Below are 26,080 nucleotides of genomic sequence, written 5' to 3' on the forward strand. Positions count from 1 at the left end.
CTTCAGTTGAGGTGCTCGGGCCCGAACGCGTCCGGCAGCAGGTCGCCCAGCGGCCGTACGCCCGACGAGGTCTCCAGGAGGAGATCCGCGCCGCCGAACTCGTACAGCAGCTGGCGGCAGCGGCCGCACGGCATCAGGATGTCGCCCTTGCCGTCCACACAAGTGAAGTGCGTGAGCCGGCCTCCCCCGGTCAACTGGAGCTGCGAGACCAGGCCGCACTCGGCGCACAGGCCGAGGCCGTAGGAGGCGTTCTCCACGTTGCAGCCGGAGACCGTCCTGCCGTCGTCGGCCAGGGCCGCGGCCCCGACCGGGAACCCCGAATAGGGCGCGTACGCGCGGGACATGGCCTCGCGCGCGGCTTCCCGCAGGGCGTCCCAGTCGGCGTCGGTGGCGGCGTCGGCAGGGGGAAACGTCACTTGCCTTGTCCCCTTCGGTAGGGCATTCCGTCCGCCTTCGGCATCCGGAGCCGCTGCGCGGAGAGCGAGAGGACCAGCAGGGTCACCACGTACGGCGTGGCGGTGACGACCTGGTTGGGCACCTCGTCGGTCAAGCCGTACCACAGGAACATCAGCGCGGAGACGGCCGCGGTGATCGCCACGGGCACGTAACGCTTGCGCCAGGCGAGGTAGGCCGCGCCGATGACCAGCAGGATCGCGAGCAGCAGCAGGAGCGCGTGGACGTTCGTGCCGCCACCCCGGAGCTTCAGGCTGTCGGTGTAACCGAACAGGCCCGCACCGAGCGCGAGTCCGCCCGGCATCCAGTTGCCGAAGATCATCGCGGCGAGGCCGATGTAGCCGCGCCCGCCGGTCTGGCCCTCCAGATAGATGTTGGAGGCGACCAGCGACAGGAACGCGCCGCCGAGGCCCGCGAGGCCGCCGGAGATGACCACGGCCAGGTACTTGTACTTGTAGACGTTGACGCCGAGCGACTCCGCGGCGACCGGGTTCTCGCCGCAGGAGCGGAGCCGCAGGCCGAACGCGGTGCGCCAGAGCACCCACCAGCTCAGCGGCACCATCGCGACGGCCACCACGGTCAGCGGCGACAGGTTGGTGAACAGGCCGCCAAGCAGGCCCGCGAGGTCGGAGACCAGGAACCAGTGCTTGCCGTTGAGGTCCATCAGCCAGTCGGAGAGCCCCGGCACGGAGAAGTCGCCGAGCGATTCGACGGGCGGCGACTGCTTCGACGTACCGCCCTCCTCGCCCTCGAAGGCGAAGGTGGCGAGGTAGCGGGTGACGCCCAGGGCGAGGATGTTCAGGGCCACACCGGAGACGATGTGGTTGACGTTGAAGGTGACCGTCACGATCGCGTGCAGCAGACCGCCGAGCGCACCGCCGAGGACACCGAAGAGGACGCCGGCCCACGGGCCCCACTGGAAGCCGGCCCAGGCACCGAACCAGGTGCCGAGGATCAGCATGCCCTCCAGGCCGATGTTGACGACGCCCGCGCGCTCGGCCCACAGACCGCCGAGCCCGGCGAGGCCGATCGGCACGGCGAGCTTGAGGGCCGTCGACATCTGGCCGGTGGACGTGATGCCGTCGGCGCCGGTGATGATGCGGACCACGGAGGTCAGCACCAGGACGCCGGCGATGATCAGCAGGAGGACGGGGAGCGAGATGCGGCTGCGGCCGGCCGGAGCGGGCTGCTTGGCCGGGGGCTTGGCCACGGATGCCGTACTCATCGGGCAGCCACCTCCTTCACGGAGTCGTTGTTGCCGTTCTTGCCGTTCGCCCGTGCGGCGGCGGCCAGTTCCTCGCCGACGCGCTTCTGCTGGCGGCGCAGGCCCCAGCGGCGCACGGACTCGGAGGAGACGACGACCGCGATCACGATGAGGCCCTGCATGATCACCGCGATCTCCTTGTCGTACGCGACCGGGGTGGCGTAGTCGAGGGCGGGCGAGGCCTTGTCCAGGAAGGCCCACAGCAGCGCGGCGAGCGCGATGCCCACCGGGTTGTTGCGGCCGAGCAGGGCGATGCCGATGGCGGTGAAGCCGAGTCCCGCGGGGAAGCTGAGGCTGTAGGTGTGGGTGTCGCCGAGCAGGATCGGCAGGCCGGAGAGGCCCGCGATGGCGCCGGAGAGCAGCATGGCGGTGAGCACCATCCGCTTGGCGTTCACACCGGAGGCCGCGGCGGCCGACGGGGAGGCGCCGGTGGCGCGCAGGTCGAAGCCGAACCGGGTGCGGTTGAGGACCAGCCAGTACAGGACGCCCGCGAGGACGGCGACGAACACGAAGCCGTAGATCTCGCCGGAGGCGCCCATGCCGATGCCGGGGAACCAGCCGGACTTCTCCATGACGCCGGTGGTCTGGTTGTTGCCGACCGGGACGCCGAAGTTGTCGGTGAGGGTGAGGTAGCCGATGACGCTCGTCGCGATGGAGTTGAGCATGATCGTGGCGACCACCTCGCTCACTCCGCGGGTGGTCTTGAGGATGCCCGCGATGCCGGCCCAGAAGGCGCCGGTGAGCATGGCGACCGCGATCAGCAGCGGGATCTGCAGCGGCGCGGGGAGCGCGACGTGCGCACCGACGACCGCAGTGATCATCGCGGCGAGGCGGTACTGGCCGTCCACGCCGATGTTGAACAGGTTCATGCGGAAGCCGATGGCCACCGCGAGCGCCGCCAGGTAGTACATGCCGGCCTGGTTGATCGTCAGGACCTGCACGTCGGAGTAGGAGATCTGCTCCAGCATCAGGGTGTACGGCTCGATCGGGTTCTTGCCCGAGGCGAGCAGCACGACCGAGGTCAGCGCCACGGCCACGACCAGCGCGATGACCGGTCCGGCCACCGCGAGGAGCACCCGCTCCTTGTCGAACTTCTTCATCGGGTCTCGTCCTCCTCGGAGCCGTCACCGGACTCGGTGTGTTCCAGGTGACCGGAGGCGGCACCCGTCATCGCCGACCCCAGCTCCTCCGGCGTGATGGTGGCCGGATCGGCGTCGGCGACGAGCCGCCCGCGGTAGATCACGCGGAGGGTGTCGGAGAGGCCGATCAGCTCGTCCAGGTCGGCGGAGATCAGCAGTACGGCGAGGCCCTCGCGGCGGGCCTCGCGGATCTGGTCCCAGATCTGCGCCTGCGCGCCGACGTCCACGCCGCGGGTGGGGTGGGCGGCGATCAGGAAGCGCGGCTTGTGGCTCATCTCGCGGCCGACGATCAGCTTCTGCTGGTTGCCGCCGGAGAGCGACGCGGCCGTCACGTCGATGCCGGGCGTACGGACGTCGTACTCCGCGACGATGCGCCGGGTGTCGGCCTGCGCGGCCTTCGGGTCCAGCCAGAAACCGCGGGCGTTGGGCTTCTCGGTGACGTGGCCGAGGATGCGGTTCTCCCACAGCGGGGACTCCAGGAGGAGTCCGTGGCGGTGGCGGTCCTCGGGGATGTACCCGATGCCGTCCTCGCGGCGCTTGCGGGTGGGGACGGCGGTGATGTCGTCGCCCGCCATGCGGATGACGCCGGAGTCGGCGTGCTTGAGGCCGATGAGCGCGTCGATCAGCTCGGTCTGGCCGTTGCCCTCGACGCCCGCGATGCCGAGGACCTCCCCCTCGTGGATCGTGAAGGAGATGTCGTCGAGCAGCGCGCGGCCGGAGTCGCCCTCGGCGAGCAGCTTGAGGCCCTCGACCTGGATCATCGGCCGGTCGGTGACCGTCGACTCCGCCGTCTCGGGGGTGGGCAGTTCGCTGCCCACCATCAGCTCGGCGAGCTGGCGCGGCGTCGTCTCGGACGGGATCGCCGTGCCGACCGTCGTGCCGCGCCGGATGACGGTGATGTCGTCGGCCACGGAGAGGACTTCGCCCAGCTTGTGCGAGATGAAGATGACCGCGAGGCCCTCGGACTTGAGCTCGCGCAGGTTGTCGAAGAGCGCGTCGACCTCCTGCGGCACGAGCACGGCCGTCGGCTCGTCGAGGATCAGCGTGGTGGCGCCGCGGTAGAGGACCTTGAGGATCTCCACGCGCTGCCGGTCGGCGACGCCGAGGTCCTCCACGTACGCGTCGGGGCGCACCCCGAGCCCGTACCGCTCGGATATCTCGGCGATGCGGCGGCGGGCCGCGCCGCCGATGCCGTGCAGCTTCTCGCTGCCGAGGACGATGTTCTCCAGGACGGTCAGCTGGTCGGCGAGCATGAAGTGCTGGTGCACCATGCCGATGCCGCGCGCGATCGCGTCGGCGGGGCTGGCGAAGGCGACCTGCTCGCCGTCGACGCTGATGGTGCCCTCGTCCGGCTTCTGCATGCCGTAGAGGATCTTCATCAGGGTCGACTTGCCCGCGCCGTTCTCGCCCACGAGGGCGTGCACGGTGCCCCTGCGGACGGTCAGGTGGATGTCGTGGTTGGCCACGACGCCCGGGAAGCGTTTGGTGATGCCGTTGAGCTCAACGGCGGTGCCATCGGGGGCGGTTGACGCCTCGGTGATGGGCGGAGGGTTGGTGGACGCGTCGATGGCGCACTCTCCTCGGGGCCGGAAGGCCTGAAAGGGCCGGAGGGAAAGGGGCCGCCTACGCGCGCAGTGCCCCTGCTCGTGGGGCGCCCCGGGTCGGGGCTCCCCGGTCTCGAAACGCCCCCGCTGGCGCGGGCGTTCGAGCTTGGGTCCGCGCGAACGGGGCGCGGGTGAACCATCGTCCCCCACACCCCGTCGCACGAGAATCACGCTGCCGTCACGGCAGCGGGCAGGGCGGCCCGCACGGCCGCCGCGCCGTCACGGCGTGGTCTTGACCTTGATCTTGCCGCCCTTGATGCCCTCTTCGGCCTTCTTCAGCGCGGCCTGGACATCCTTCATCTGCTGGAACTCGGGGTTGGAGGCCGCGAGCGCGACACCGCCGGACTTGAGGTCGGCGCGGACGACGCCGCCCTTCGCGGAGCCGTCCTCGACGGCCTTCGCGAGGTTGTAGACCGAGCCCGCGACGTCCTTGGTCGCCGAGGTCAGGATGTACTTCTTGTACTTCTTGAGGGCGTCCTGCTTGTACTGGTCGGAGTCGACGCCGATCGCCCAGACCTTCTTGGCGGCGGCGGCCTCGATGACGCCCTGACCGGAGAGGCCCGCGGCGTGGTAGACCACGTCGGCGCCCTTCTCGATCTGGCCCTGCGCGGCGGTCTTGCCCTTGTCGGGGCTGGAGAAGCCGCCGTCCTCGGCCTTCTCGGTCAGGTACTGCTTGACCAGCTTGACCTTGGGGTCGGTGTCCTTGACGCCCTGCGCGAAGCCGGCCTCGAACTTGTGGATCAGCGGGACGTCGACGCCGCCGACGAAGCCGACGGTCTTGGACTTGGTGGCCTTGGCGGCCACGACGCCCGCGAGGTAGGACGCCTCCTGCTCGCTGAAGACCAGGTCGGAGACGTTGTCGGCCTTGATCGTCTCGTCGTCGACGATGCCGAAGGTGGTCTTCGGGTACTTCGCCGCGACCTCCTTGATGGCGGGCGCGTACGCGTAACCGACACCGATGACCGGGTTGTAGCCCTGCTTCGCGAGCTGCGTGAGGCGCTGCGCCTTGTCGGCGTCCGACTCGCCGTCGACCGGCTCGATGGCCTTCTCGCCGGTCTTGAACTCCTTGGCGGCCTTCTTCATGCCGACGGTCGCGGCGTCGTTGAAGGACTGGTCGCCGGCGCCGCCGACGTCGTAGGCGATGGCGACGCCCTTGTTCTTGTCGTCCTTGCTCGCGGCGGCGTCGCTGGACGTGCCACCACAGGCGGAGACGGATACGGCAAGAGCGGCGGTCGCGGCGCCCGCGACAGCTATTCGAGACACCCGGCGCATAGAGACGAACTCCTTAGTACAAGCAAGCACAAGCACGTTCGAGCGCCTCACCTGGCGCTGATTTCGCCGCAGCGTAACGCGCGTAGACCTGACATAAGAACCCTTCTGTCCGGTCCGTTATCGAGCTGTGGCCACCGGGCGTCCGGCGCCCGAACAACGGGTGGGCGCCCCCTTTGTGGGGACGCCCGGGCGCCGCTTGAAGTACTACGTAAAACGTGTGCGGGCCGTCCGCTACGGAACGGTCTTCACCTCGACCTTGCCGTCGACGATGTCCTTCCTCGCCTTCTCGACGGCTGCGACGACGTCCTTCATCGCCTGGTACTTCGGGTTGGAGTCGGAGAAGCCGACCCGGCCGGACTCAAGGTCGTAGCGCTGCTCGCCCTTCATCGGCTTGCCCTCGACGACCGACTTGGTGAGGTCGTACACCGCCCCGCCGACGTCCTTGAAGGCGGAGCCGAGGATGTACTGCTTGTACTTGGCGAGGGCCTTCTGCCGGTACTGGTCGGAGTCGACGCCGATGGCCCACTTCTTCTGCGAGCCGGCCTCCTGGATGACGCCCTGCCCCGAGAGCCCCGCCGCGTGGTAGATGACGTCGGCGCCGGCCTCGATCTGGCCGCTCGCGGCGTTCTGACCACGGTCCGGACTGGAGAATCCACCCTCCTCGGGCTTTTCCGTCAGATACCGCTTCTCGATTTCGATCTTGGGATCGACGGACTTCACGCCCTGCACGAATCCGGCCTCGAATTTGTGGATGAGCGGAATGTCCACTCCGCCGACGAATCCGACGTGTTTGGCCTTGCTCGCCTTCGCGGCGGCGACACCCGCGAGATACGAGCCCTGCTCCTCGTGGAAGACCAGGTCGACGACGTTGTCCGCCTTCACGGTGTTGTCGTCGATGATCCCGAAGGTGGTCTTCGGGAACTTCTTGGCGGCGGCCTCCACGGCGGGCGCGTAGACGAAGCCGACGCCGACGACCGGGTCGTAGCCCTGCTTGGCGAGCTGTTCGAGGCGCTGGACCTTGTCGGCGCTGGACTCGCCGTCGCCCGGCTCCATGTCCACGCCGCCGACCTTGAACTCCTTGCGGGCCTTCGCGTACCCCGCGTAGGCGGCGTCGTTGAAGGACTGGTCGCCCTTGCCGCCGATGTCGTACGCGAGGCCGATGCCCTTGCCCTTGTACGACGACGAGCCCGCGGAGCCCTTGTCCTTGCCGTCGTCCTGCGAGGCCTCGCCGCTGGTCTTGCCGCAGCCGGCCGCGGCGAGGGCGAGCACGGCGAGGGTCGCGGTGATGTGGGTGGTGCGAGATTTCCGGGAAGAGATCCGTGAAGAGAGACGACGCACAGGAAGCACCCCTTGATCGCCGACGCGCCGCGTACGGCGCTGATTTCGGCGCACATTAACGCGCGTAGAAAGGGAGGGGAACGGGTTTTCGCGGTGCTGTTACCTCTTCGTGCTGATGTGGGGTGAGTCTTCATACGACTGTGGGGTGAGGCCGCTCGCGCGAGCGTGCACGCGTGCCGCGCGAGCGGCCTCGGCCGGCGGTCCGCCGCCGGGGGACGTCAGCGCCCCGCGTCCAGCAGGGCCGCGGCGGTGAAGAGTTCGACGCCCGCGGTGATCGCGGACTCGTCCACGTCGAAGTCGCCCTGGTGGAGGTCGCGGACGGTGCGCTCCCCCGGCCTGCGCACGCCGAGCCGGGCCATGGCGCCGGGGACCCGCTCCAGGTACCAGGAGAAGTCCTCGCCGCCGAGGCTCTGCTCGGTGTCCTCGACGGACTGCGGGCCGCGCCGCGCCGACATGGAGTCACGCAGCAGCTCGGCGACGAGCGGGTCGTTGACGACCGGCGGCACCCCACGGATGTAGTTGATCTCGCACTTGGCGCGGTAGAGGTCGGCGATCTCCTGGACGGCGCCGTGCACCAGGTCGGGCGCGTCCCGCCAGGCCCTGAGGTCCAGGCAGCGCACCGTGCCGGAGAGCTCGGCGCGCTGCGGGATCACGTTGGGCGCGTGGCCCGACTCGATGCGGCCCCAGGTCACGGAGAGCCCCGAGCGGGCGTCGGCGCGGCGGCCGACCAGGGCGGGGACCTCGGTGGCGACCTTGGCGGCGGCGGTGACCAGGTCGGTGGTCAGATGCGGCCGCGCGGTGTGGCCGCCGGGCCCGCCGAGGGTGACCTCCAGGCGGTCGCAGGCGGAGGTGATGGGGCCGTGCCGGACGCCGATACGGCCCGCGTCGACGCGGGGGTCGCAGTGCACGGCGAGGATCTTGCCGACGCCGTCGAGGGCACCGGACGCGATGGCGTCGGTGGCGCCGCCGGGCAGCACCTCCTCGGCGGGCTGGAAGACCAGCCGCACGGGGTGGGGCAGCTGCCCGCGCCCGGCCAGCTCCGCGAGCACGAGGCCGGCGCCCATGACGACGGTGGTGTGCACGTCGTGCCCGCAGGCGTGCGCGCGGTCGGGCACGGTGGAGCGGTAGGGCACGCCGAGCTTGGTGTCCGGGATGGGCAGCGCGTCGATGTCGGCGCGCAGGGCGAGCATGGGCCGCACCCCGTCCCAGGTGCCGATGTCACAGATGAGCCCGGTGCCCCCGGCGAGCACATGGGGCGCGAGGCCCGCCTCCTCCAGCCGGGCCTTGATGGCCGCGGTGGTACGGAACTCCTGGTTGCCGAGCTCGGGGTGCATGTGCAAGTCGCGGCGGAAGGCGACCAGTTCGGCGCGCAGCGCTTCGGGCAGCGCGCCGGGCAGCGTGTCCGCCGGTACGGACTCCGATTCGGACACGTCGTCGGACACCTCTTCGGACGCACGGGACATCAGTTGGTTCACCCTTTGAAGGGTAAGGCGACGAACCGGCCAACTGACCCACGATCAACAAAAGTTCAGTCCGTTAGGGGAAGATTTTATGGCGTCGTGGCGCATGGCGGCTGGTCGCGGTGGGTAGGCTCTTTCGCTCTCACGGAGGATGCGGGGTGTGGGACGGAGGTTAACCCCACGGTGATCCACCGGGTAGCGGGATCGACCAGGTGAGGTGCGCGGGACAGGCTGGGACGGCAGCGCGCCGTCGGCGCGTTTTCGATGGTCGTCCATGGTTCCCAGGAGTTGCCCCGTGTGTGATCGTGCAGGTCAGAAGATCGGTTCTCCCCGGCGGCGACGCGGTGGCCGGCGGCGGGCCGGGCAGGCCGCGGCCGCCCTGCTCGCCGGCGCCATCACGCTGGGGGCGTTCGCGCCCTCCGCGTCGGCCGGCGGTGGGCGGCCCGACCCCGTGCAGCAGGGCCTGAGCGCGCTGGTGGGGCCCGGCGGGTCGCCCGGTGCGCTCGCCGGGGTCATGGGGCAGGACGGCCGCACCCGTGACTACACGGCGGGGGTCGGCGACGTGATGACCGGGGCGGAGGTGCCCCGGGACGGGCGGGTGCGGATCGGCAGCAACACCAAAACCTTCACGGCGGTGGTCGTGCTGCAACTGGTCGCCGAGGGCAAGGTCCGCCTCGACGCCCCGGTGGACGCGTACCTGCCGGGCCTGGTCCGCGGCCACGGCAACGACGGGGGTGCCATCACCGTGCGCCATCTCCTTCAGCAGACGAGTGGGCTCCCCAACTACAGCGCGTACCTGGGCGAGGAGGTCCGGTACTTCACGCCGAGCGAGCTCGTCGACATCGCGCTGCGGCACGAGTCCGAGTCCAGGCCGGGCGAGAAGTGGAAGTACAGCAACACGAACTACGTGCTGGCGGGCATGATCATCGAGAAGGTCACGCGGCACTCGCTGGCCGAGGAGATGGAGCGGCGCGTCATCGGGCCGGCCGGCCTGCGCCACACGTACTTCCCCGCGCCGCGCGACGCGACGATCCGGGGCGCTCACCCCAAGGGCTACTACCGGGAGTCGCCGGGCGGGCCACTGCTCGACGTCACGGAGACGGACCCCTCGTGGGGGTGGGCGGCGGGTCAGCTGATCTCCACGAACTCGGACCTGAACCGGTTCTTCACGGCGCTCCTGGAGGGAGAGCTCCTGCCACGGGCGCAGCTCGCCCAGATGCGCAGGACGGTCCCCGCGGAGGACACCTTCGGCCCTGGCGCCCGCTATGGCCTGGGCCTGGTGAGCAAGCCGTTGCCGTGCGGCGGGCTGTACTGGGGGCATGGCGGCAGTTTCCCGGGTTACGAGACGCGGGGTGGGGCCACGGATGGGGGGCGGCGGGCGGCGAGTGTCGCGGTGACGACGCAGCTGGACGACGAGGCGGGCAGGGGTCGCGTGGACCGGGTGGTCGAGTCGGCTCTGTGTGGGGTGGGTGCGGGGTCGGGCGGGGGGACTTCGGTGGGCCGGGGGCGTTGACGGTGACCGGGGCCGCCCGGGTGAGAGCGGAGTGTGGCGGCTCCGGGCCGGGAGTAAAGGGCGCTCCGCTGCGCTACGCGTCGGCTTCGCCGATTCCGCTGCGCTCCACCCTTGACTCCCGTCCCTCCACCGCAGCGAAACGTCCGACCCGGCCGGCCAGGGGATGGCGGCGGACCTCGCTGTTCGGGTCATCACCTTTCGCGGCCGGGTGCCGACCGGTCCATCGTGGGCGGATGCCACGGTGCGCGCCCGGCCAGCCACGCGGCCCGGCTGGTCGGGTCATCAGCTCGCGCGGCCGGGTGCGGACCGGCCCATCGTGGGCGCGGGCCTCGGTGCGAGCTCGGCCAGCCGTCCAGCTTCGCTGCGCGGGTCATCGGCTTTCGCTGCCGGGTGCGGTCCGGCCCATCGCCAGCGGACGCCACCTCCGATGGACTGCCCGCCGGGGGGTCTGGCACCTACTTCGGGAAAGTTGCGAATGAGGACGCCGCGCGCCCCCCTGCCACACCCCAAGCGCCCCCGGAACTGGCCAACCCGCTGGCGGTGATGGGACGGACGGGGTCTTTGCGGGACACGGGAATCGTGGGAAGGGCGGGTTCTCGTGGAGGTAAGAGGCCTGTGGGGTAGAGGAGTTGAGTGAGACGGCTGGGTCCGGGTGTGGGGGCGGGCCCCTGCGATCGCCCACCCGCCGGGCGGCGCATGGAGCGCGGGAAGGGGGCGCGCGGAGATCTGCTTCGCAACTTTCCCGAAGTAGGTGGCCGACCGCCGGGCAGACGGCCGCGTCTCCGGCTCACCCCGCACTCCGCCCCTGACGCCCGCCCACGATGAGCAACCACCGCGCCCGCCAAGGGTGGGACGGTGACGGGCCTGAGGTCAGAGGGCGGAACCACGTCCCCGGGGGCGCATTCACCGCGACGGCAGGGGGCGCGCGGCGTCTCGGTTCGCAACTTTCCCAAAGTAGGTGCCAGCCCCCGGGGCAGAGGGCCGCACCTCCAGCTCAACGCCCACCCCGCACCCGCCAACGCCACCCGCTGCCCCCGAGTCGTGAAGCCGGGTGGGTGACCGAACACCCCGACCGTGGCGTCGGCTCACAATAGGCCGGTCCGCACCCGGCGACGAGAGGCGATGGTCCGAGCGGCGTGGCCGCGTGGCTGGCCGAGCGCGCACCGGGGCGCCCGCCTGCGATGGGCCGGTCCGCACCCGGCAGTGAAGGGTGATGGCCCGAGCAGACCGGCCGTGGGCCCAGCCCCAACCCTGACGCCCGCCCACGATGGACCGGGTCGCACCCGGCAGCGAGAGGTGATGACCCGAGCAGACCAGCCATAGGCCGAGCCAGGCACCTTGCGCCCCCTCCACAATGAGCCGATCCGCATCCGGCGACGAAGGAGGCTGTCCCGAGCAGCGAAGCCGGGCGGCTGGCCGAGCCGTGACCGTGGCGCCCGCGCACGTTGGGCCGGTCCGCACCCGGCCGCGCGAGTGGATGACCCGACCAGGGCGGCCGTGGGCCGAGCTCGCACCGTGGCGTCGGCTCGCGATGGGCCGGTCGGCACCCGGCAGCGAAAGGTGATGACCCGACAAGAGGAGTCCGTCGCCTCACCCTGGCCGGCCGGGTCGGACGTTTCGCTGCGGTGGAGGGACGGGAGTCAAGGGTGGAGCGCAGCGGAATCGGCGAAGCCGACGCGCCGAAGGAGCGCCCTTTACTCCCGGCCCGGAGGCGCCACACTCCGCAAACACCCGGGCGGCCCCGGTAGGAATCGAAGGCGCCGGGCCACCGAAGACTCAGAGCACCTCCGCCCACGGTGGGCCGGTTCGCACCTTGCCGACAAAGCCGACGGCCCGAGCAGACTGGGCCGGCCAAGTCCACCGCTGCCCCCCGCCCCCTAGCCCGCCGGCCCAGGGCGCCGGCCCTCCCGGCAACCAGCCCCGCACTATCCTCGCCCCCATGAAGACCCCGCCGCCCACGAACGACCCCGGCACCGCAGGGACTTGGCAGCCAGCAACCCCCGGCGTACTCCCCCTGCCCTCCGGGCGGCTCGTACGCGGGCGGGGGCTTCGGCGCGGGCTGCCCGAGGGGGACCTGCCGCACTTCGGGGTCTACCTGCTGGGGAAGCGGCCTCCCGACGTCCCGTGGGATTCGCACTGGCTGCGATGGCCCGACTTCCGGCTGCCCGGCGACCGGGAGCAGGCGCGCGCGGAGCTGCGCGAGGTGTGGGAGCGGGCCGTCGGCGAGCGCGTCGAGGTCGCCTGTGGCGGTGGGCGCGGGCGGACCGGGACCGCGCTCGCCTGTGTCGCCGTACTCGACGGGGTGCCCGCCGACGATGCGGTCGCCTACGTACGCGCCCACTACGACCGGCACGCCGTGGAGACCCCGTGGCAGCGGCGGTACGTGGCACGGTTCACCGCGTAGGACCCGCGGTTACGCCGGCGCCGCGTGCCGTACCGACGTCAGGCGGTGCACGTCGCGCGCCGTCCCGGTGACGCCGGACAGGAAGCCCTGCGCGCGCGGCGACGCCGTCTCCGTCAGCCACGCCGGGTCGATGTCGCAGACCGCCACCTTCACCTCCGTACCGGCCAGCGCGAGCGGCAGCGTGTGCACGACGGTCGAGGGGAAGCTGAGGATCGTACGGCCGATGGGGCCGCGGCGGGCGATGAGTTCGAGGGGGAGGTCCGGGCGGACCACTTGGAGGCCGGTCTCGACCGCGAGCCGGTGGAGTTTCTCGGAGCTCTCGCGGCGGTGGGCGAAGTAGCGGGTGGCGCCGTGGGTGCGAGCCAGCGCCCGGACCGCCTCCACGTACCGGTCGAGGTCGACCACGCCCGTCTCGACGAGTGACGTGCCCACCAGGTCGGCGCCCCGGCTCACCCGCGGCGGCCCGAAGCGCTCCCTGGTCCAGGCGAAGGCGTTGACCGTGACCTCCACACCGTCCGGCGCGCTGTCGATCGGCATCGAGGAGAAGACCTCCACCCGGCGGGCCCCGCCGGGCGTGAGGCGGCGCCGGGCCGAGGCCGAGACCGGCGCGAAGACCAGGTCCCGGAGGCCGGGGCGGCCGCCCTTGCGGTGCCAGCGCTGCAGACGCTCGCCGCGGGCCAGCTGGGAGATGAACTCCATGGTGGCCGTGCCGTCGTCGACGACGACCAGGGAGCGGGCCCGGGTGATGGTCAGCAGGAGCTGTACGTAACGGGAGAACGGGTCGCCTATGACGATCCGGTCGGCCCGGCGCAGCGGGCCCGTGAGCCCGCCGATCGTGTGGAAGGGGGCGGTGGCACCGCCACGCGCCTCCTCCCAGCGGACCTCGACGCCCTCGTCGCGGGCGAGCTGCGCCATCCGGCGCAACTGGCCGCGCGTCATGGGGTCGTTCGGGGAGAGGACGACGACGGTGAGGCCCCCGGCCGGGCCGGTGGCGCCCGCCCTGTGCGCCCATTCCAGGACGTTCAGCAGCTGGACCGGGCTCTCCACGAAGGCGAGCGTGGCGGGCGCCGCGGCCGGCGCTGTGGGGTCGACCGCCGGGCCGACTCGGGGGCTCATCGTCGTAGGTCCGTCTCCCGTTGAATCGGCCGCGCGCTCAGACGGCTACCGGCTCGGCGGCGGCGGACTCCGACTCGGCGACGACGCCCGCGACGCGGCGCAGCTTCTTCATCGGGCCGAGCTCCGACTCGTAGACCTTCTTGACGCCGTCACCGAGGGACGCCTCGATGGTGCGGATGTCGCGGACGAGGCGGGTGAGGCCCTGCGGCTCGACGGAGGCGGCCTGGTCGGAGCCCCACATCGCGCGGTCGAGGGTGATGTGGCGCTCGACGAAGGCGGCGCCGAGGGCGACCGCGGCGAGGGTGGTCTGCAGGCCGGTCTCGTGGCCGGAGTAGCCGATCGGGACGTTCGGGTACTCGGCCTGCAGGGTGTTGATGACACGGAGGTTGAGCTCCTCCGCCTGCGCCGGGTACGTCGACGTGGCGTGGCACATCAGGATGTTGTCCGAGCCGAGGACCTCGACCGCGTGGCGGATCTGGCGAGGGGTGGACATGCCCGTCGAGAGGATGATCGTGCGGCCCGTGGCGCGCAGGGCGCGGAGCAGCTCGTCGTCGGTGAGCGAGGCGGAGGCGACCTTGTGGGCGGGCAGGTCGAACTTCTCCAGGAAGGCGACGGCCTCGGTGTCCCACGGGGAGGCGAACCAGTCGATGCCGCGCTTGGCGCAGTGCTCGCTGATGGCCTGGTACTCGGACTCGCCGAACTCCACGCGGTGGCGGTAGTCGATGTACGTCATGCGGCCCCAGGGGGTGTCCCGCTCGATGTCCCACTGGTCGCGCGGGGTGCAGATCTCCGGGGTGCGCTTCTGGAACTTCACCGCGTCGCAGCCGGCGTCGGCGGCCACGTCGATGAGCGCGAACGCGTTCTCCAGGTCGCCGTTGTGGTTGATGCCGATCTCGCCGGTGATGTACACGGGCTGACCGGGACCGGCCGTCTTCGAGCCGAAGCGGCGGAGGCGGGAGTCGGCGCCGATGGAGGTGATGGAGCTCATGGCAGGAAATTCCTTAACTGTGGAGGGAGTCGAGAGAGGGGCCGAGGATCCAGGTGGCGATCTCTCGGATCGCGCCCTCACCACCGGGGGCGGTGGTGACCGCGCGTGCGGCGCCGCGTACGACGTCGTGGGCGCTCGCGACCGCCACGGGCCAGCCCACGAGGGCGAAGCACGGGAGGTCATTGACGTCGTTGCCGACGTAGAGCACGCGCTCGGGAGCGATGCCCTGCTCCTCGCACCACTGCTTCAGTGCGAGGTCTTTCCGGTCGATGCCGTGCAGGACCGGGAGCTTGAGCTTCCTGGCGCGCGCGGCGACGACCGGGTTCTGCTCCGTGGACAGGATCAGCATGTCCAGGCCGCTCCTGCGGAGGGCCGCGATGCCGAGTCCGTCGCCGCGGTGCACGGAGACGAACTCCCGTCCCTCGGAGTCGATCAGCACCCTGTCGTCGGTCTGGGTGCCGTCGAAGTCGAGGACGACCGCGTCGATGTCGGCGGCGGTCGGGAGGGCGGCCTCGTCCCCGGGACGGGCCGCGTCGAAGAGGGGGGCGAGCGAGCGGGCCCGGGCGAGGTCGTGCGGGTCGTCGACCTCCAGGACCCGGGCCGGGTCGGTGCGGACGGGCTCGGTGCGGCCGAAGAAGCGGTGCTTCTCGGTGCGGAAGCCGGCCGCGTCCATCGCGTAGGCGGCGCCGGTCTCCAGGAGGTCCTGGGGGCGGTCCTGGCGGCGCGGGCGGAACGACTTGTCGTGGTTGACGCCGTAACCGCCGCGGGTGCGGGCCGAGTTGGCGAGGGTCGCGGTGCCGCCGCGGGCGTCGGTGCGCTGGGCGGGGAGCTCGGTGCCGGCGTCCGTGGCGTCGTCGGCCGCGTCGCGCCAGATGAAGCCGTGGAAGGGGGCCACCGTGACGGCCGTGTCCGCGCCGTGCTCGGCGACCGCGGCGGCCACCCCGTCGACGTCGTCGGGGGTGAGGAAGGGGCTGGTGCACTGCACGAGCAGGACGACGTCCACGCTCGCGCCGTGCAGCGCCTCGTGGGCGTCCATGGCGTGCAGGACGGCGGCCTCGCTGGTCGCGGTGTCGCCGGCGATGGCGGCGGGGCGCAGCACCACCTCGGCGCCCGCGGCACGGGCCGTCTCGGCGATCACGTGGTCGTCGGTGGAGACGACGACGTCGGTGACGAGCCGGGAGGCGGTGCAGGCGCGGATGGCGCGGGCCACCAGCGGGACGCCGCCGACCGGGGCGAGGTTCTTGGCGGGCACGCCCTTGGAGCCGCCGCGGGCGGGGATGACGGCGAGCACGCGGCGGGGCGTACCGGCTGGGCCGGGGTGGGACATGGGGGCTCCTTGGAGGGGGTGGGTGCTCACAGCTCGCCCATCCGCCGGATGACGGGGGCCACGCGCTGCACTCCGTGGCGGTAGGCCCCGCGGGCCGCGCGGCGCACGATCTGCCGTACGGGTCCGGGGTCGCGGTCGGCCGCGGGGGCGCCCGGCAGCGGTTCGCCGTCCGGGCCGAGGTGGTGGCGGGCGAGGATGCCGGGCAGATAGCCGCGGGCCGTGGTGAGGCCGTAGTAGGGCGCGAGGGGGGCGAGGCCGCCAGCGGCCGCCTCGGCGAGCAGTTCGGTGACGCGCTCGCGTGCCGCGTCGAAGGCGTTCTCGTACGCCCCGTCGGCGGCGACACCCTGCCGGGCCAGCCAGCGCTCGTCGGGCACGGGCAGGTGGCCGGCGTCCAGCTGGTCCCAGGAGGCGAGGCACCCGGAGCCGGTGAAGTGGTGGTTGCCGAGTGCCTCGCGCACCCCGAGGTCGGTGAGGACGGCGGTGGGGATGCGGCGGTGCAGGGATTCGAGGGCGGCCGTGGAGGAGACGGTGACCAGCAGGTCGGTGCGGTCCAGGACCTCGCCCATGTGCCCGTAGACGAGGCGGCAGTTGGCGGGCAGTCCGCCGTCGAGGCGCTGCGCCAGCTTCTGGTAGGGCAGTTCCTCGATGTGGGTGGTGTGCTCGCCGGGCTTGCTGCGCAGTTTGAGCAGGACCTCGCGGCCGGGGTGGCGGCGGGCGTGCTCGGCGAGCCTGCGCAGCAGGTAGGCGCGGTGCGCGGCGGTCTCGGGGACGGAGGGCTGGGCGGCGAAGACGACGGTGTACGGGTCGTTCTGCTTCCCGTACGGGGCGCCGCCGAGGAAGGGCAGCGCGGCCTCCGTGACCGCCGAGGCGTCGGCGCCCACCCCCTCGTACACCGCGCGGAAGCGTTCGGCGTCCTGACGGGAGTTGGCGAGGACGACGTCCGCTCCGTGCCGCAGGAGGAGGCCGTCGGCGAGCTTCTCGTAGACGACGCCGACGTAGCCGGTGACGACCACGGGGCGGCGCGCGGGGGCGCCGCTGAGGCGGGCGTCGCGGGTGACGCGGGCGAGTCCGTGCAGCACCGCCTGGACCGCGCCGCCCACCAGGGCGAGCACGATCACGTCGGGCGCGTCCCGCTCCGTCTCGCGCAGGAACTCCACGGCGGTGACCTCGCGCAGGGAGTCCGCGCGCACGCCCACCTCGTCGAGCTGCCGGGGGGTGGGAGTGGCCCGGCCGCGGAGCAGGTACCCGTCGAGCCGGAGCCCCTCGGCGCCGGCTCCCGATACGATGCGGTTCGCCGTGAGGGCGCCCCACTTCCATCGCGTATCGGAGTCGGCGAGGACGGCGACCCGCAGCGGGTTCTGGTTGCTTGCTGGCACGTCCCAGACGCTAGGAAGGCAATTCGATTCGCGGCCCAACTCAGGTGCAACAAACGGTTAACAGCACGCCGACGAATGGCGAATCGGCCCGGGGACGGTGTTTCCGGCGGCCCGGTTAACCATTCCGCCATACGTCGTTCACCTGTCATCCCACCGCGGGTCGACCCGAATGACGTGCCGACACTTAACGTCACCCACGTGGTTAAGCTCTCCGTCATCGTGCCGTTCTACAACGTGCAGCAATACGCCCCCGACACCTTGCGGAGTCTGCGTGCGAACGCGCGTGAGGACTTCGAATTCATCTTCGTCGACGACTGCTCGCGCGACGAGACCCCGGACATCCTGGAGCGTGCCGCGCGCGAGCTTCCCGGCGTCGTCCACCTCAGACATGAGACGAACGGCGGCCTCGCGACCGCCCGCAACACGGGCCTCGACGCGGCGCGCGGCGAGTACCTCACCTTCCTGGACGGCGACGACTGGCTCGCCCCCGGCTACTACTCCCAACTCGTCGACGCCATCGAGGAGTTGGGATGTGACTTCGTGCGCACCGACCATGTGCAGTGCACCGCGCGGGCCCGCACCGTGCACCGGGTGCCGCACGGCAGGCGGGGCGTCGTGATGGACCCGCGCGAGGTGATCCTGCCCGCCGACCGCTCGACCTCCGTCGACTACGCGTACGCCTGGGCGGGCGTCTACCACCGCCGGCTCGCCGACCGGGGGCTGCTGCACTTCACCGACGGGCTGCGCACCGCGGAGGACCGGCCGTGGATCTGGCGGCTGCACCGCGAGGCGGAATCCTTCGCGGCGGTGAGCCTGCTCGGGGTGTTCTACCGGCGTGGGGTCGCCTCGTCGCTGACGCAGATCGGCGACGTCCGCCAGCTCGATTTCATCAAGGCATTCGACCAGGTGGTACGGGAGACCGCGGCGGACCGGGACGCGGCCGAACTCCTGCCCAAGGCCGTCCGTACGTATTGCGCGATCATCTCCCACCATTTGGGATCCATCGAAAGGTTCGAGCCATCCGTGGCGCGGAAATTGAAGTCAATGAGTGCGGCCGCGCTGAAGCGGATGCCGCAGGGCGTGCTGGACGACGCGCTCGACTCCATGGACGTCCAGCGGGCGACCCGGCTGCGCAGGCTGCGGCGGCGCCCGGTGACGGCGGAGGTGGCCGCGTGAGCGCCCGCCGCACGACGCAGATCTTCTTCGCGTCCACGCTGTACGGGGCCGCGACCCTCGCCGCCGCCCTGGACGCCGGCCGCTTCGGCCCCGCCGACCGGCGCATCCTGCTGGTCAGCAACAACGCGGCGACGCCAGAGACGACGCCGCCGCTGGACGGGATGCCGGGGTTCGCGCGGCTGCGCGGCCGGTTCGACGACGTGCGGTCCTGGAACGAGACCATCGCGCCCTTCCACCCCGGCGGCTGGGCGCCGCGCGGCGACGACGTCGTGCTGTGGGAGCGGTACGTCCGGCTGCTCTGGGGCCTCGGCGACGACGACGTCGAACTGGCCGTCGAGTCCCTCCAGGTCAACCCCGCGCTCGCGCTCGCACAGATCTTCACCGGGGTCCCGGTGGACGTCTACGCCGACGGCCTGATGAGCTACGGCCCCACCCGCAACAAGATCGACCCGCTGGTCGGCACCCGGGTGCGGCGCCTGCTCCACCTGGACCTGGTGCCGGGGCTCACCCCGCTGCTCCTCACCGAGTTCGGGGTGCGGCCGGAGGTCGTGCCGACCGACGCGTTCGTCCGGGTCCTCGCCGAGCTCGCCGACGACGACAGCGCGCCGTCGGGCGCCCTGCCGGACATCGAGGGGCCCGCGCTCGTCCTCGGGCAGTACCTCTCCGCGCTCTCCATCCTGACCGCGGAGGAAGAGGAGCAGCTGCACATCCGCATGGTGCGCGGCGCCGCCGGACTCGGCCACACCCACGTCGTGTTCAAGCCGCACCCGACGGCGCCCGCCCGCTGGTCGCGGGCGCTGGAGAAGGAGGCCGAGGCGATCGGCGTCGAGCTGACGGTGCTCGACACGCCGGTGCTCGCCGAGGTGCTCTACCAGCGGATGCGGCCCGCGCTCGTCGTCGGCTGCTTCTCCACGGCGCTGCTCACGGCATCCGCGCTGTACGGGCTGCCCGCCGCCCGCACCGGCACGGACCTCCTCCTGGAGCGCCTCGCGCCGTACCAGAACAGCAACCGCGTCCCGGTCACCATCGTCGACGCGCTGCTGCCCGAGCTCACCGACCGGGCGGCCGTCGCGGCACAGGAAAGCGCCCTGGGCACCGGCGAGTTGACCCAGCTCCTCAAGGCCGTCGGCTTCGCGATGCAGCCGCAGATCCATCCCCAGCTGCGCCCCGACGCCGAGCGCTATCTCGCGCGGCACCTCACCCCCGCGACCTGGCGCTACTTCAAGCGGCGCCGTCTGACCGCGCTCGCGCTGCCCGGCGCCGTCCCCGCGCAGCTCGCGTTCATCCCGCGCAACGCGGCCGTCCGCCGCGTGGCCCGCCGCGCGCGCTCGGTCCAGCGCTCCCTCAAGCGGACCGCCCTCGGATGACCACGCCCGCCACCGCGCCCCCCGCGGCAGCCGGGGCCTCCGCGGCTCCCTCGGCCGCCTCCGCCGAACCTGCCGCGGATCCCGCTCCCCCCGCCATACCCGGCGCGCGGCCCGGCCGTGCCGGACCGCGGCTGCGCGCCCTGGACGGCCTGCGTCTGGTCGCCGCCCTGATGGTCGCCGCCTACCACTACGGCGGCCGCGACGGTGAGATAACGCGGGCCTGGGGCAGCTCGCCGCGGGTCCAGTTCCCGACGGCGAGCGAGTGGTTCGCCTACGGCTGTCTGGGTGTGCAGATCTTCTTCGTGATCAGCGGCTTCGTCATCTGCATGAGCGGCTGGGGCAGGCCGCTGCGCTCGTTCTTCGCCTCCCGCGCGTCCCGGCTGCTGCCCGCGTACTGGGCGGCGATCCTGCTGGTGACGGCGGTCTTCGCGCTGCCCGTCGTCGCGTACGAGGCGGTCGCGCCGAGCGACGCGCTGGTGAACCTCACCATGCTCCAGCAACCGCTCGGCGCGGACCGGGTCCTCGGCGTGTGCTGGACGCTCTGGGCCGAGCTGCGCTTCTACGCGCTGTTCGCGCTGTGCGTGGTGCTGCCGGGCGCGACCCGCGCGCGGGTCCTGCTGTTCTGCGCCGTGTGGACGCTCTCCGCGGCCGTCGCCGAGGGCGCGGGCGAGCCGCTGCTCGACCTGGTCCTGATGCCGGAGTACGCGCCCTTCTTCGTCGGCGGCATCGGCATCTATCTCATTCACCGGGACCGCCGCGACCTCACGGCATGGGGCGTCACCGGGGTGAGCTGGCTGATCGGCCAGCACTACGCGGTCGACCAGCTGTGGCACGCGCCGAACCCGGACTTCTTCTCCTACCGGTCCGCCTACGTGATCATCGCCGTGGTGACGGCCGGCTTCGCCGCGGTGCTCGTCATCGCCCTCGGCCACCTGCACCGGGCGAACTGGCGCTGGTTGACCGTGGCGGGCGCGCTGACGTACCCCTTCTACCTGGTGCACGAGCACCTGGGCTGGGTGACGGTCGAGGCGCTGCACCGGCGTCTGGGCCTGCCGTCGTACGCCACGTTCGGGCTGACGATCGCCGCGATGCTGGTCCTCGCCTGGCTTCTGCACCGCTGTGTGGAGCAGCGCCTGACTCCCTTGATCCGCAAGGGACTCACCCTCTGATCCGCGCGGGCCTCACCCCGTGAGGAGCGTCGCCCCGATCCCCGCCACGACCGCGGCGAGACCCGTCTCGAAGCCGCGGTCGTGGGCGCGGAACATCTCGTCGCCGGCCGCCGCGATCAGCGGATACGCGGCCAGCCGCGCGGCGCGCGCGGCCAGTTCGTCGTCCCCCTCGCCGCGCGCCGGGTCGGGCAGCGTCGACTGCTCCTCGATGACGTAACCGATGGTGTAGCTGTACGCGGTGAACCAGGCCCGCGCGGCCGTCTCCGGCGCGAACCCCGCCGCGTTCAGCGTGCGCAGCATCGCCTCCATGGGGGCCGCGTACGACAGGTCCGTGTAGCGCGTGCCGCTGAAGACCTTGGCGCCGTCGCGGTAGCGCAGCAGGTGGCGGCGCAGGCCGCACATCGCGGTGGTGACGGCGGTCCGCCAGTCCGGGTCCGGCGCGCTCAGGAACTCGTCGGCCATCCGCCGCATCATCTCGGTGGCCATCTCGTCGAGCAGCGCCTGCTTGTCCTTGAAGTGCCAGTACAGCGCGGGTGCCTTGACGTCCAGGCGCCGGGCGATGGCGCGCAGGGTGAGCCCTTCGAGCCCGGTCTCGTTCAGCAGGTCCAGCGCGGTGCGCGCCACCCGGGTGCGGTCCAGCTTCGTCGTAGCCACCTTGACAACTTAACACCGTTAAGCGCATGCTCCGGGCCATGGAACTTAACGACGTTAAGGAAACCGGTGTGCTCATCGTGGGCGCGGGCCCCACCGGGCTCGCCCTCGCCTGCGACCTGGCGCGCCGCGGTGTGCGGCCGCTCGTCGTCGAGCGGGCCCCGGTCCTCTTCCCCGGCTCGCGCGGCAAGGGGCTCCAGCCCCGGACCATGGAGGTCTTCGACGACCTCGGCGTGATCGGCGCGGTCCTCGCGTCGGGCGGCCCGATCCCGGTCGGGATGGTGTGGCGGGACGGCGAGCGGCAGGGCGAGCACCGGATGTTCGACCCGCCGGAGCCGACCCCGACCGCGCCGTACACCGCGCCGTGGATGCTCCCCCAGTGGCGCACCCAGGAGATCCTCCTCGCGCGGCTGCGGGAGCTGGGCGGCGACGTGGTGTTCGGTGCGGCGGTGACGGAGCTGACGCAGGACGCGGCCGAGGTCACCGCGCGGCTCTCGACGGGCGGGACGGTGTGCGCGGCGTACGCGGTGGCGGCGGACGGCGGACGGTCCACCCTGCGGCGCGCCCTGGGCATCGCCATGACGGGCGAGACCGTCGACCCGAACCCGGTCCTGGTGGCGGACGTCCGCATCCCCGCGCTGGACCGCGACCACTGGCACATGTTCCCGGCCGCCGAGGAGGGCGGCCTGTACACAGCGATCTGCCCGCTGGCCGGGACCGCGGACTTCCAGCTGACCGCCCAGTTCCCGGCCGGCACCACGCCCGACCTGACCCTCCGGGGCGTACGGGACCTCGTCGCGGCCCGCACGCACCTGAGCGCCGACGACGTCACCGAGCTGCGCTGGGCCTCCGACTTCCGGCCGCGCGCGGCGCTGGCGGACCGGTTCCGGGCGGGCCGCGTCTTCCTGGCCGGCGACGCGGCGCACGTGCACTCGCCCGCCGGTGGCCAGGGCCTCAACACCAGCGTCCAGGACGCCTACAACCTGGGCTGGAAGCTGGCCGCGGTGCTGGGCGGCGGGGCGCCCGACGCCCTGCTCGACACCTACGAGGAGGAGCGGCTGCCCAACGCCGCGCAGATGCTCGGTCTGTCCACCTGCATCCACCGCGGCGAGGCGCGGCGCGGGGCGGCCACCCGGCAGCTCGGCATCGGCTACCGCACGTCGTCGCTGGCGGCGGAGACCCGCGCGGCCCTGGCGGAGGACGAGCTGCGGGCGGGCGACCGCGCGCCGGACGGGCCGTACGGGGCGGGCACGCTGTTCGACGCGTTCCGCGGCCCGCACTGGACGCTGCTCGCGGTGGGCACGGACGCGGGGCCGGCGGCGCGGGGTGAGTCGGCGACGTGGGGCGGGGATTCGGTGCGGGTGCACCACGTCCCCGCGTACGAGCCGTACGGGAAGGGGCTCTTCCTGGTCCGTCCCGACGGGTACGTGGGGTGGGCGGGTACGGACGCGCGGGACGGGCTCGTGGAGTACCTGGCCCGGTGCGGGGCCGGCGCGAGCGCCCTTGACCTCAAGGCGACTTGAGGTCCTACGTTCCCGTCCATGACGACATCGACGACGTTCACGTACTCACACAGCGACGAGGAACTCGCGGGCCAGCCCGTCGGTTACTGGAGTTCGGCGGCGGGCGCGGCCGTGGTCCACCACATCCGCACCACCCTGGCCGGCCTGGGCCTCACCCAGCCGCAGTGGTGGATCCTCAACCAGCTCCTCGGACACCCCGACGGCCGCCCGGGGGACGAGGTCGTGGCGGTCCTGAAGGGTTACCTGGAGGTCGGCGAGGGCGCCCTGCGCCACGACATCCGCGCCCTGCGCGAGCGCGGTCTGCTCACCGAGGAGCCGACCGGCACGGTCGCCCTCACCGACGAGGGCCGCACGCTCAGGGACCGGGTGGCCGTACGCCAGCAGGAGCTGCGCGCCCAGATCCACGAGGGCATCACGGACGAGGACTACGTCCGCACGCTGAAGGTCCTGCAGCGGATGATCCACAACGTGGGCGGCTCGGCCTGGCACCACTGACGCCCCGGCCCCCGGGCCGAGAGGTCAGACGCTGCTGAGCGACAGCTTCACCGCGAACCCGAGGAAGAGCGCGCCCGCCGCCGACGAGGCGCCCGCCGAGAGGCGCCTGCGGCGGCGGAAGGCGTCGGCGAGCCGGGTGCCGCTGAAGATCAGGGCGGTGAGGTAGAGGAAGCTCGCGAGCTGCGCGAAGGCGCCGAGGACGACGAAGGAGAGCGCCGGGTAGGCGTAACCGGGGTCGACGAACTGCACGAAGAAGGCGATGAAGAAGAGGATCGCCTTCGGGTTGAGCAGACTGATCACGAGGGCCCGGCGGAAGGGCCGCTCGGCGCCCTCGCTCCCGCTCTCGCCGCCCGCGTCCACGCTCTTCTCGTGCCGCGTCCGCCACAGCGCGACGGCGGCCCGCAGCATGCCGAGCGCGAGCCAGGCCAGATAGCCGGCGCCCGCGTACTTCACGATCCCGAAGAGCACCGCGTTGGCCTGCAACAGCGAGGCCACCCCGGCCGCGGAGAGCGTCATCAGGACGGTGTCCCCGCACCAGACGCCCGCGGCCGCGGTGTAGCCGGTACGTATGCCGCGCCGCGCGGCGACGGAGAGCACGTACAGCGAATTCGGGCCCGGCAGCAGAATGATCAGGGCGAGGCCCGCGAGGTAGGTCGGAAGATCGGTGACACCCAGCATGGCCGGAGTCTCGCACGCGCGTACGGAATGCCTCGAACGGCGTCCGGACTACGGACAGCCGGGCCCCCGCGGCACTCTTCATGAGCGTAACCACCCTCGCGGGCGTTCCGCTCCGGATCACCCGTTCGAGGCCGGCGCGGACTCTGCTCAGAACGTGTCCGTCGGCACGTACGCCCCCCACACCTCCCGCAGCGCGTCGCACACCTCGCCCACCGTGGCGTGGGCCCGGAGCGCGTCCTTCATCGGGTAGAGGACGTTGGCGTCGCCCTTCGCCGCTTCCCGGAGCGCGGTCAGGGCGGCGGTCACCTTCGGGGTGTCGCGGTCCGCGCGCAGGCGGGTGAGGCGGGACGCCTGCTGGGCCTCGATCGCCGGGTCGACGCGCAGCGGCTCGTACGGCTCCTCCTCGTCGAGGCGGAAGCGGTTGACGCCGACCACCACGCGCTCGCCGCTGTCCGTCTCCTGCGCGATGCGGTAGGCGTTCCGCTCGATCTCGCCCTTCTGGAAGCCCTGCTCGATGGCGTGCACCGCGCCGCCGAGATCCTCCACGCGGCGCATCAGGTCCAGCGCCGCCCGCTCCACGTCGTCCGTCATGCTCTCCATCACGTACGACCCGGCGAAGGGGTCCACCGTCGCCGTCACGTCCGTCTCGTACGCGAGGACCTGCTGGGTGCGCAGGGCGAGCCGGGCCGACCTGTCGGTGGGCAGCGCGATGGCCTCGTCGAAGGAGTTGGTGTGCAGCGACTGGGTGCCGCCGAGGACCGCGCCGAGGCCCTGGACGGCGACCCGGACCAGGTTCACCTCCGGCTGCTGCGCGGTGAGCTGGACGCCCGCCGTCTGGGTGTGGAAGCGCAGCATCAGGGACTTGGGGTCGCGGGCGCCGAACTCCTCCCGCATGACACGGGCCCAGATGCGCCGCGCCGCACGGAACTTGGCGACCTCCTCCAGGATCGTCGTGCGCGCCACGAAGAAGAAGGAGAGCCGCGGCGCGAAGTCGTCCACGGCCATGCCCGCCGCGACCGCCGTCCGCACGTACGCGATGCCGTCGGCCAGCGTGAAGGCGATCTCCTGCGCGGGTGAGGCGCCCGCCTCGGCCATGTGGTAGCCGGAGATGGAGATGGTGTTCCAGCGGGGCAGCTCGGCCCGGCAGTACCGGAAGGTGTCCGCGACGAGCCGCAGCGACGGCTGGGGCGGGAAGATGTAGGTGCCGCGCGCGATGTACTCCTTCAGGACGTCGTTCTGGATCGTGCCGGTCAGCTCCGCGGCGGCGACGCCCTGTTCCTCGGCGACGAGTTGGTGGAGCAGGAGCAGCAGCGCGGCGGGCGCGTTGATCGTCATCGACGTGGAGACCTTGTCCAGCGGGATCCCGTCGAACAGGACGCGCATGTCCTCGATGGAGTCGACCGCGACGCCCACCTTGCCGACCTCGCCGGCCGCGATCGGCGCGTCGGAGTCGTGGCCCATCTGGGTCGGCAGGTCGAAGGCGACGGACAGGCCGGTGGTGCCGTGCTCGATCAGCTGCCGGTAGCGGGCGTTGGACTCGGCGGCGGTGCCGAACCCGGCGTACTGGCGCATCGTCCAGGGGCGGCCGGTGTACATCGTCGGGTAGACGCCGCGCGTGTACGGGTACGCGCCGGGCGCGCCGAGCTTCTCCGCCGGGTCCCAGCCCGCCAGGTCCTCGGGGCCGTAGACGGGCTCGATGGGCAGTCCGGACTCTGACTCGTGTGTCATGCCTCCAGCTTGCGCCCGCTCCCCGTACGCGTCACTCGC

The 26,080-nt window shown here is 72.0% G+C and carries 21 protein-coding genes; 7 read left to right on the forward strand and 14 right to left on the reverse strand.

The genetic code is table 11. The features are described from left to right. Positions 1-2 precede the first annotated feature (2 nt). From ACZ6B8_RS04425 to ACZ6B8_RS04455, 7 genes are all read right to left on the reverse strand, one after another. Positions 3-416 (reverse strand): cytidine deaminase, encoded by a 414-nt coding sequence (locus ACZ6B8_RS04425; protein WP_471084954.1) that lies wholly within the window; start codon positions 414-416, stop codon positions 3-5. Then, the gene (locus tag ACZ6B8_RS04430) at positions 413-1,678 is read right to left on the reverse strand and encodes an ABC transporter permease (RefSeq protein ID WP_471606242.1); all 1,266 of its coding nucleotides are present in this window, start codon (positions 1,676-1,678) and stop codon (positions 413-415) included. Before ACZ6B8_RS04430 ends, ACZ6B8_RS04425 begins: the two co-directional genes overlap by 4 nt. Then, positions 1,675-2,817, reverse strand: a complete 1,143-nt coding sequence (locus ACZ6B8_RS04435; protein ID WP_471606243.1) for an ABC transporter permease — start codon at positions 2,815-2,817, stop codon at positions 1,675-1,677. Before ACZ6B8_RS04435 ends, ACZ6B8_RS04430 begins: the two co-directional genes overlap by 4 nt. Then, the gene (locus tag ACZ6B8_RS04440; protein ID WP_471606467.1) at positions 2,814-4,397 is read right to left on the reverse strand and encodes an ABC transporter ATP-binding protein; all 1,584 of its coding nucleotides are present in this window, start codon (positions 4,395-4,397) and stop codon (positions 2,814-2,816) included. Before ACZ6B8_RS04440 ends, ACZ6B8_RS04435 begins: the two co-directional genes overlap by 4 nt. Positions 4,398-4,679: 282 nt before the next feature. Further along, on the reverse strand, positions 4,680-5,732 hold the full coding sequence (locus ACZ6B8_RS04445) for a BMP family lipoprotein (protein WP_471084945.1): 1,053 nt from the start codon (positions 5,730-5,732) through the stop codon (positions 4,680-4,682). Positions 5,733-5,963: 231 nt separating this feature from the next. After that, positions 5,964-7,049, reverse strand: a complete 1,086-nt coding sequence (locus tag ACZ6B8_RS04450) for a BMP family lipoprotein (RefSeq protein WP_471085088.1) — start codon at positions 7,047-7,049, stop codon at positions 5,964-5,966. Positions 7,050-7,288: 239 nt separating this feature from the next. Next, the gene (locus ACZ6B8_RS04455; RefSeq protein WP_471085085.1) at positions 7,289-8,533 is read right to left on the reverse strand and encodes a M20 family metallopeptidase; all 1,245 of its coding nucleotides are present in this window, start codon (positions 8,531-8,533) and stop codon (positions 7,289-7,291) included. A gap of 292 nt (positions 8,534-8,825) precedes the next feature. Here ACZ6B8_RS04455 and ACZ6B8_RS04460 point away from each other — a divergent pair, with 292 nt between their 5' ends. Further along, positions 8,826-10,043 (forward strand): serine hydrolase domain-containing protein, encoded by a 1,218-nt coding sequence (locus ACZ6B8_RS04460; protein ID WP_471606244.1) that lies wholly within the window; start codon positions 8,826-8,828, stop codon positions 10,041-10,043. A 1,939-nt stretch (positions 10,044-11,982) separates the two neighbouring features. Then, the gene (locus ACZ6B8_RS04465) at positions 11,983-12,447 is read left to right on the forward strand and encodes a protein-tyrosine phosphatase family protein (protein ID WP_471606245.1); all 465 of its coding nucleotides are present in this window, start codon (positions 11,983-11,985) and stop codon (positions 12,445-12,447) included. Positions 12,448-12,456: 9 nt separating this feature from the next. On the opposite strand, the gene ACZ6B8_RS04470 is transcribed toward ACZ6B8_RS04465, so the two are convergent. Genes ACZ6B8_RS04470 through ACZ6B8_RS04485 form a run of 4 tightly spaced genes read right to left on the reverse strand, consistent with a single transcriptional unit; the run spans position 12,457 to position 17,254 of the window. Next, on the reverse strand, positions 12,457-13,563 hold the full coding sequence (locus ACZ6B8_RS04470) for a hypothetical protein (protein ID WP_471084936.1): 1,107 nt from the start codon (positions 13,561-13,563) through the stop codon (positions 12,457-12,459). Between the two features lie 37 nt (positions 13,564-13,600). Then, complete coding sequence (locus ACZ6B8_RS04475; RefSeq protein WP_471084933.1) at positions 13,601-14,551, reverse strand: N-acetylneuraminate synthase family protein; 951 nt, start codon at positions 14,549-14,551, stop codon at positions 13,601-13,603. A gap of 13 nt (positions 14,552-14,564) precedes the next feature. Beyond that, positions 14,565-15,878 (reverse strand): cytidylyltransferase domain-containing protein, encoded by a 1,314-nt coding sequence (locus ACZ6B8_RS04480; RefSeq protein ID WP_471606246.1) that lies wholly within the window; start codon positions 15,876-15,878, stop codon positions 14,565-14,567. A gap of 26 nt (positions 15,879-15,904) precedes the next feature. Then, positions 15,905-17,254 (reverse strand): DUF6716 putative glycosyltransferase, encoded by a 1,350-nt coding sequence (locus ACZ6B8_RS04485; RefSeq protein WP_471084927.1) that lies wholly within the window; start codon positions 17,252-17,254, stop codon positions 15,905-15,907. Positions 17,255-17,452: 198 nt separating this feature from the next. Between ACZ6B8_RS04485 and ACZ6B8_RS04490 the strand changes: the two genes are divergently transcribed. Genes ACZ6B8_RS04490 through ACZ6B8_RS04500 form a run of 3 tightly spaced genes read left to right on the forward strand, consistent with a single transcriptional unit; the run spans position 17,453 to position 20,966 of the window. Beyond that, positions 17,453-18,430 carry a glycosyltransferase family 2 protein gene (locus tag ACZ6B8_RS04490; RefSeq protein ID WP_471084924.1) on the forward strand — a complete coding sequence of 326 codons (978 nt, stop codon included), beginning with the start codon at positions 17,453-17,455 and terminating at the stop codon, positions 18,428-18,430. Further along, a complete protein-coding gene (locus ACZ6B8_RS04495) occupies positions 18,427-19,797 on the forward strand; it encodes a polysialyltransferase family glycosyltransferase (RefSeq protein ID WP_471606247.1) in 1,371 nt (456 codons plus the stop codon). Before ACZ6B8_RS04490 ends, ACZ6B8_RS04495 begins: the two co-directional genes overlap by 4 nt. Beyond that, complete coding sequence (locus ACZ6B8_RS04500) at positions 19,794-20,966, forward strand: acyltransferase family protein (protein WP_471606248.1); 1,173 nt, start codon at positions 19,794-19,796, stop codon at positions 20,964-20,966. Before ACZ6B8_RS04495 ends, ACZ6B8_RS04500 begins: the two co-directional genes overlap by 4 nt. Positions 20,967-20,978: 12 nt before the next feature. Here ACZ6B8_RS04500 and ACZ6B8_RS04505 read toward each other — a convergent pair whose 3' ends face one another. Continuing rightward, positions 20,979-21,620, reverse strand: a complete 642-nt coding sequence (locus tag ACZ6B8_RS04505) for a TetR/AcrR family transcriptional regulator C-terminal domain-containing protein (protein WP_471606249.1) — start codon at positions 21,618-21,620, stop codon at positions 20,979-20,981. A gap of 38 nt (positions 21,621-21,658) precedes the next feature. Here ACZ6B8_RS04505 and ACZ6B8_RS04510 point away from each other — a divergent pair, with 38 nt between their 5' ends. Together ACZ6B8_RS04510 and ACZ6B8_RS04515 are read left to right on the forward strand one after the other, a co-directional pair. Next, positions 21,659-23,140, forward strand: coding sequence for an FAD-dependent monooxygenase (locus ACZ6B8_RS04510; protein ID WP_471606250.1), 1,482 nt, complete (start codon positions 21,659-21,661; stop codon positions 23,138-23,140). Positions 23,141-23,158: 18 nt separating this feature from the next. Continuing rightward, on the forward strand, positions 23,159-23,635 hold the full coding sequence (locus tag ACZ6B8_RS04515) for a MarR family winged helix-turn-helix transcriptional regulator (RefSeq protein ID WP_471084909.1): 477 nt from the start codon (positions 23,159-23,161) through the stop codon (positions 23,633-23,635). Positions 23,636-23,659: 24 nt separating this feature from the next. Here the strand turns inward: ACZ6B8_RS04515 and leuE are convergent, their stop codons facing one another. Then, positions 23,660-24,313, reverse strand: coding sequence for a leucine efflux protein LeuE (gene leuE, locus ACZ6B8_RS04520; RefSeq protein ID WP_471606251.1), 654 nt, complete (start codon positions 24,311-24,313; stop codon positions 23,660-23,662). Between the two features lie 147 nt (positions 24,314-24,460). Next, the gene (locus ACZ6B8_RS04525; RefSeq protein ID WP_471606252.1) at positions 24,461-26,041 is read right to left on the reverse strand and encodes an acyl-CoA mutase large subunit family protein; all 1,581 of its coding nucleotides are present in this window, start codon (positions 26,039-26,041) and stop codon (positions 24,461-24,463) included. Between the last annotated feature and the right edge of the window lie 39 nt (positions 26,042-26,080).

This window comes from Streptomyces sp. NPDC041122, from assembly GCF_055592445.1.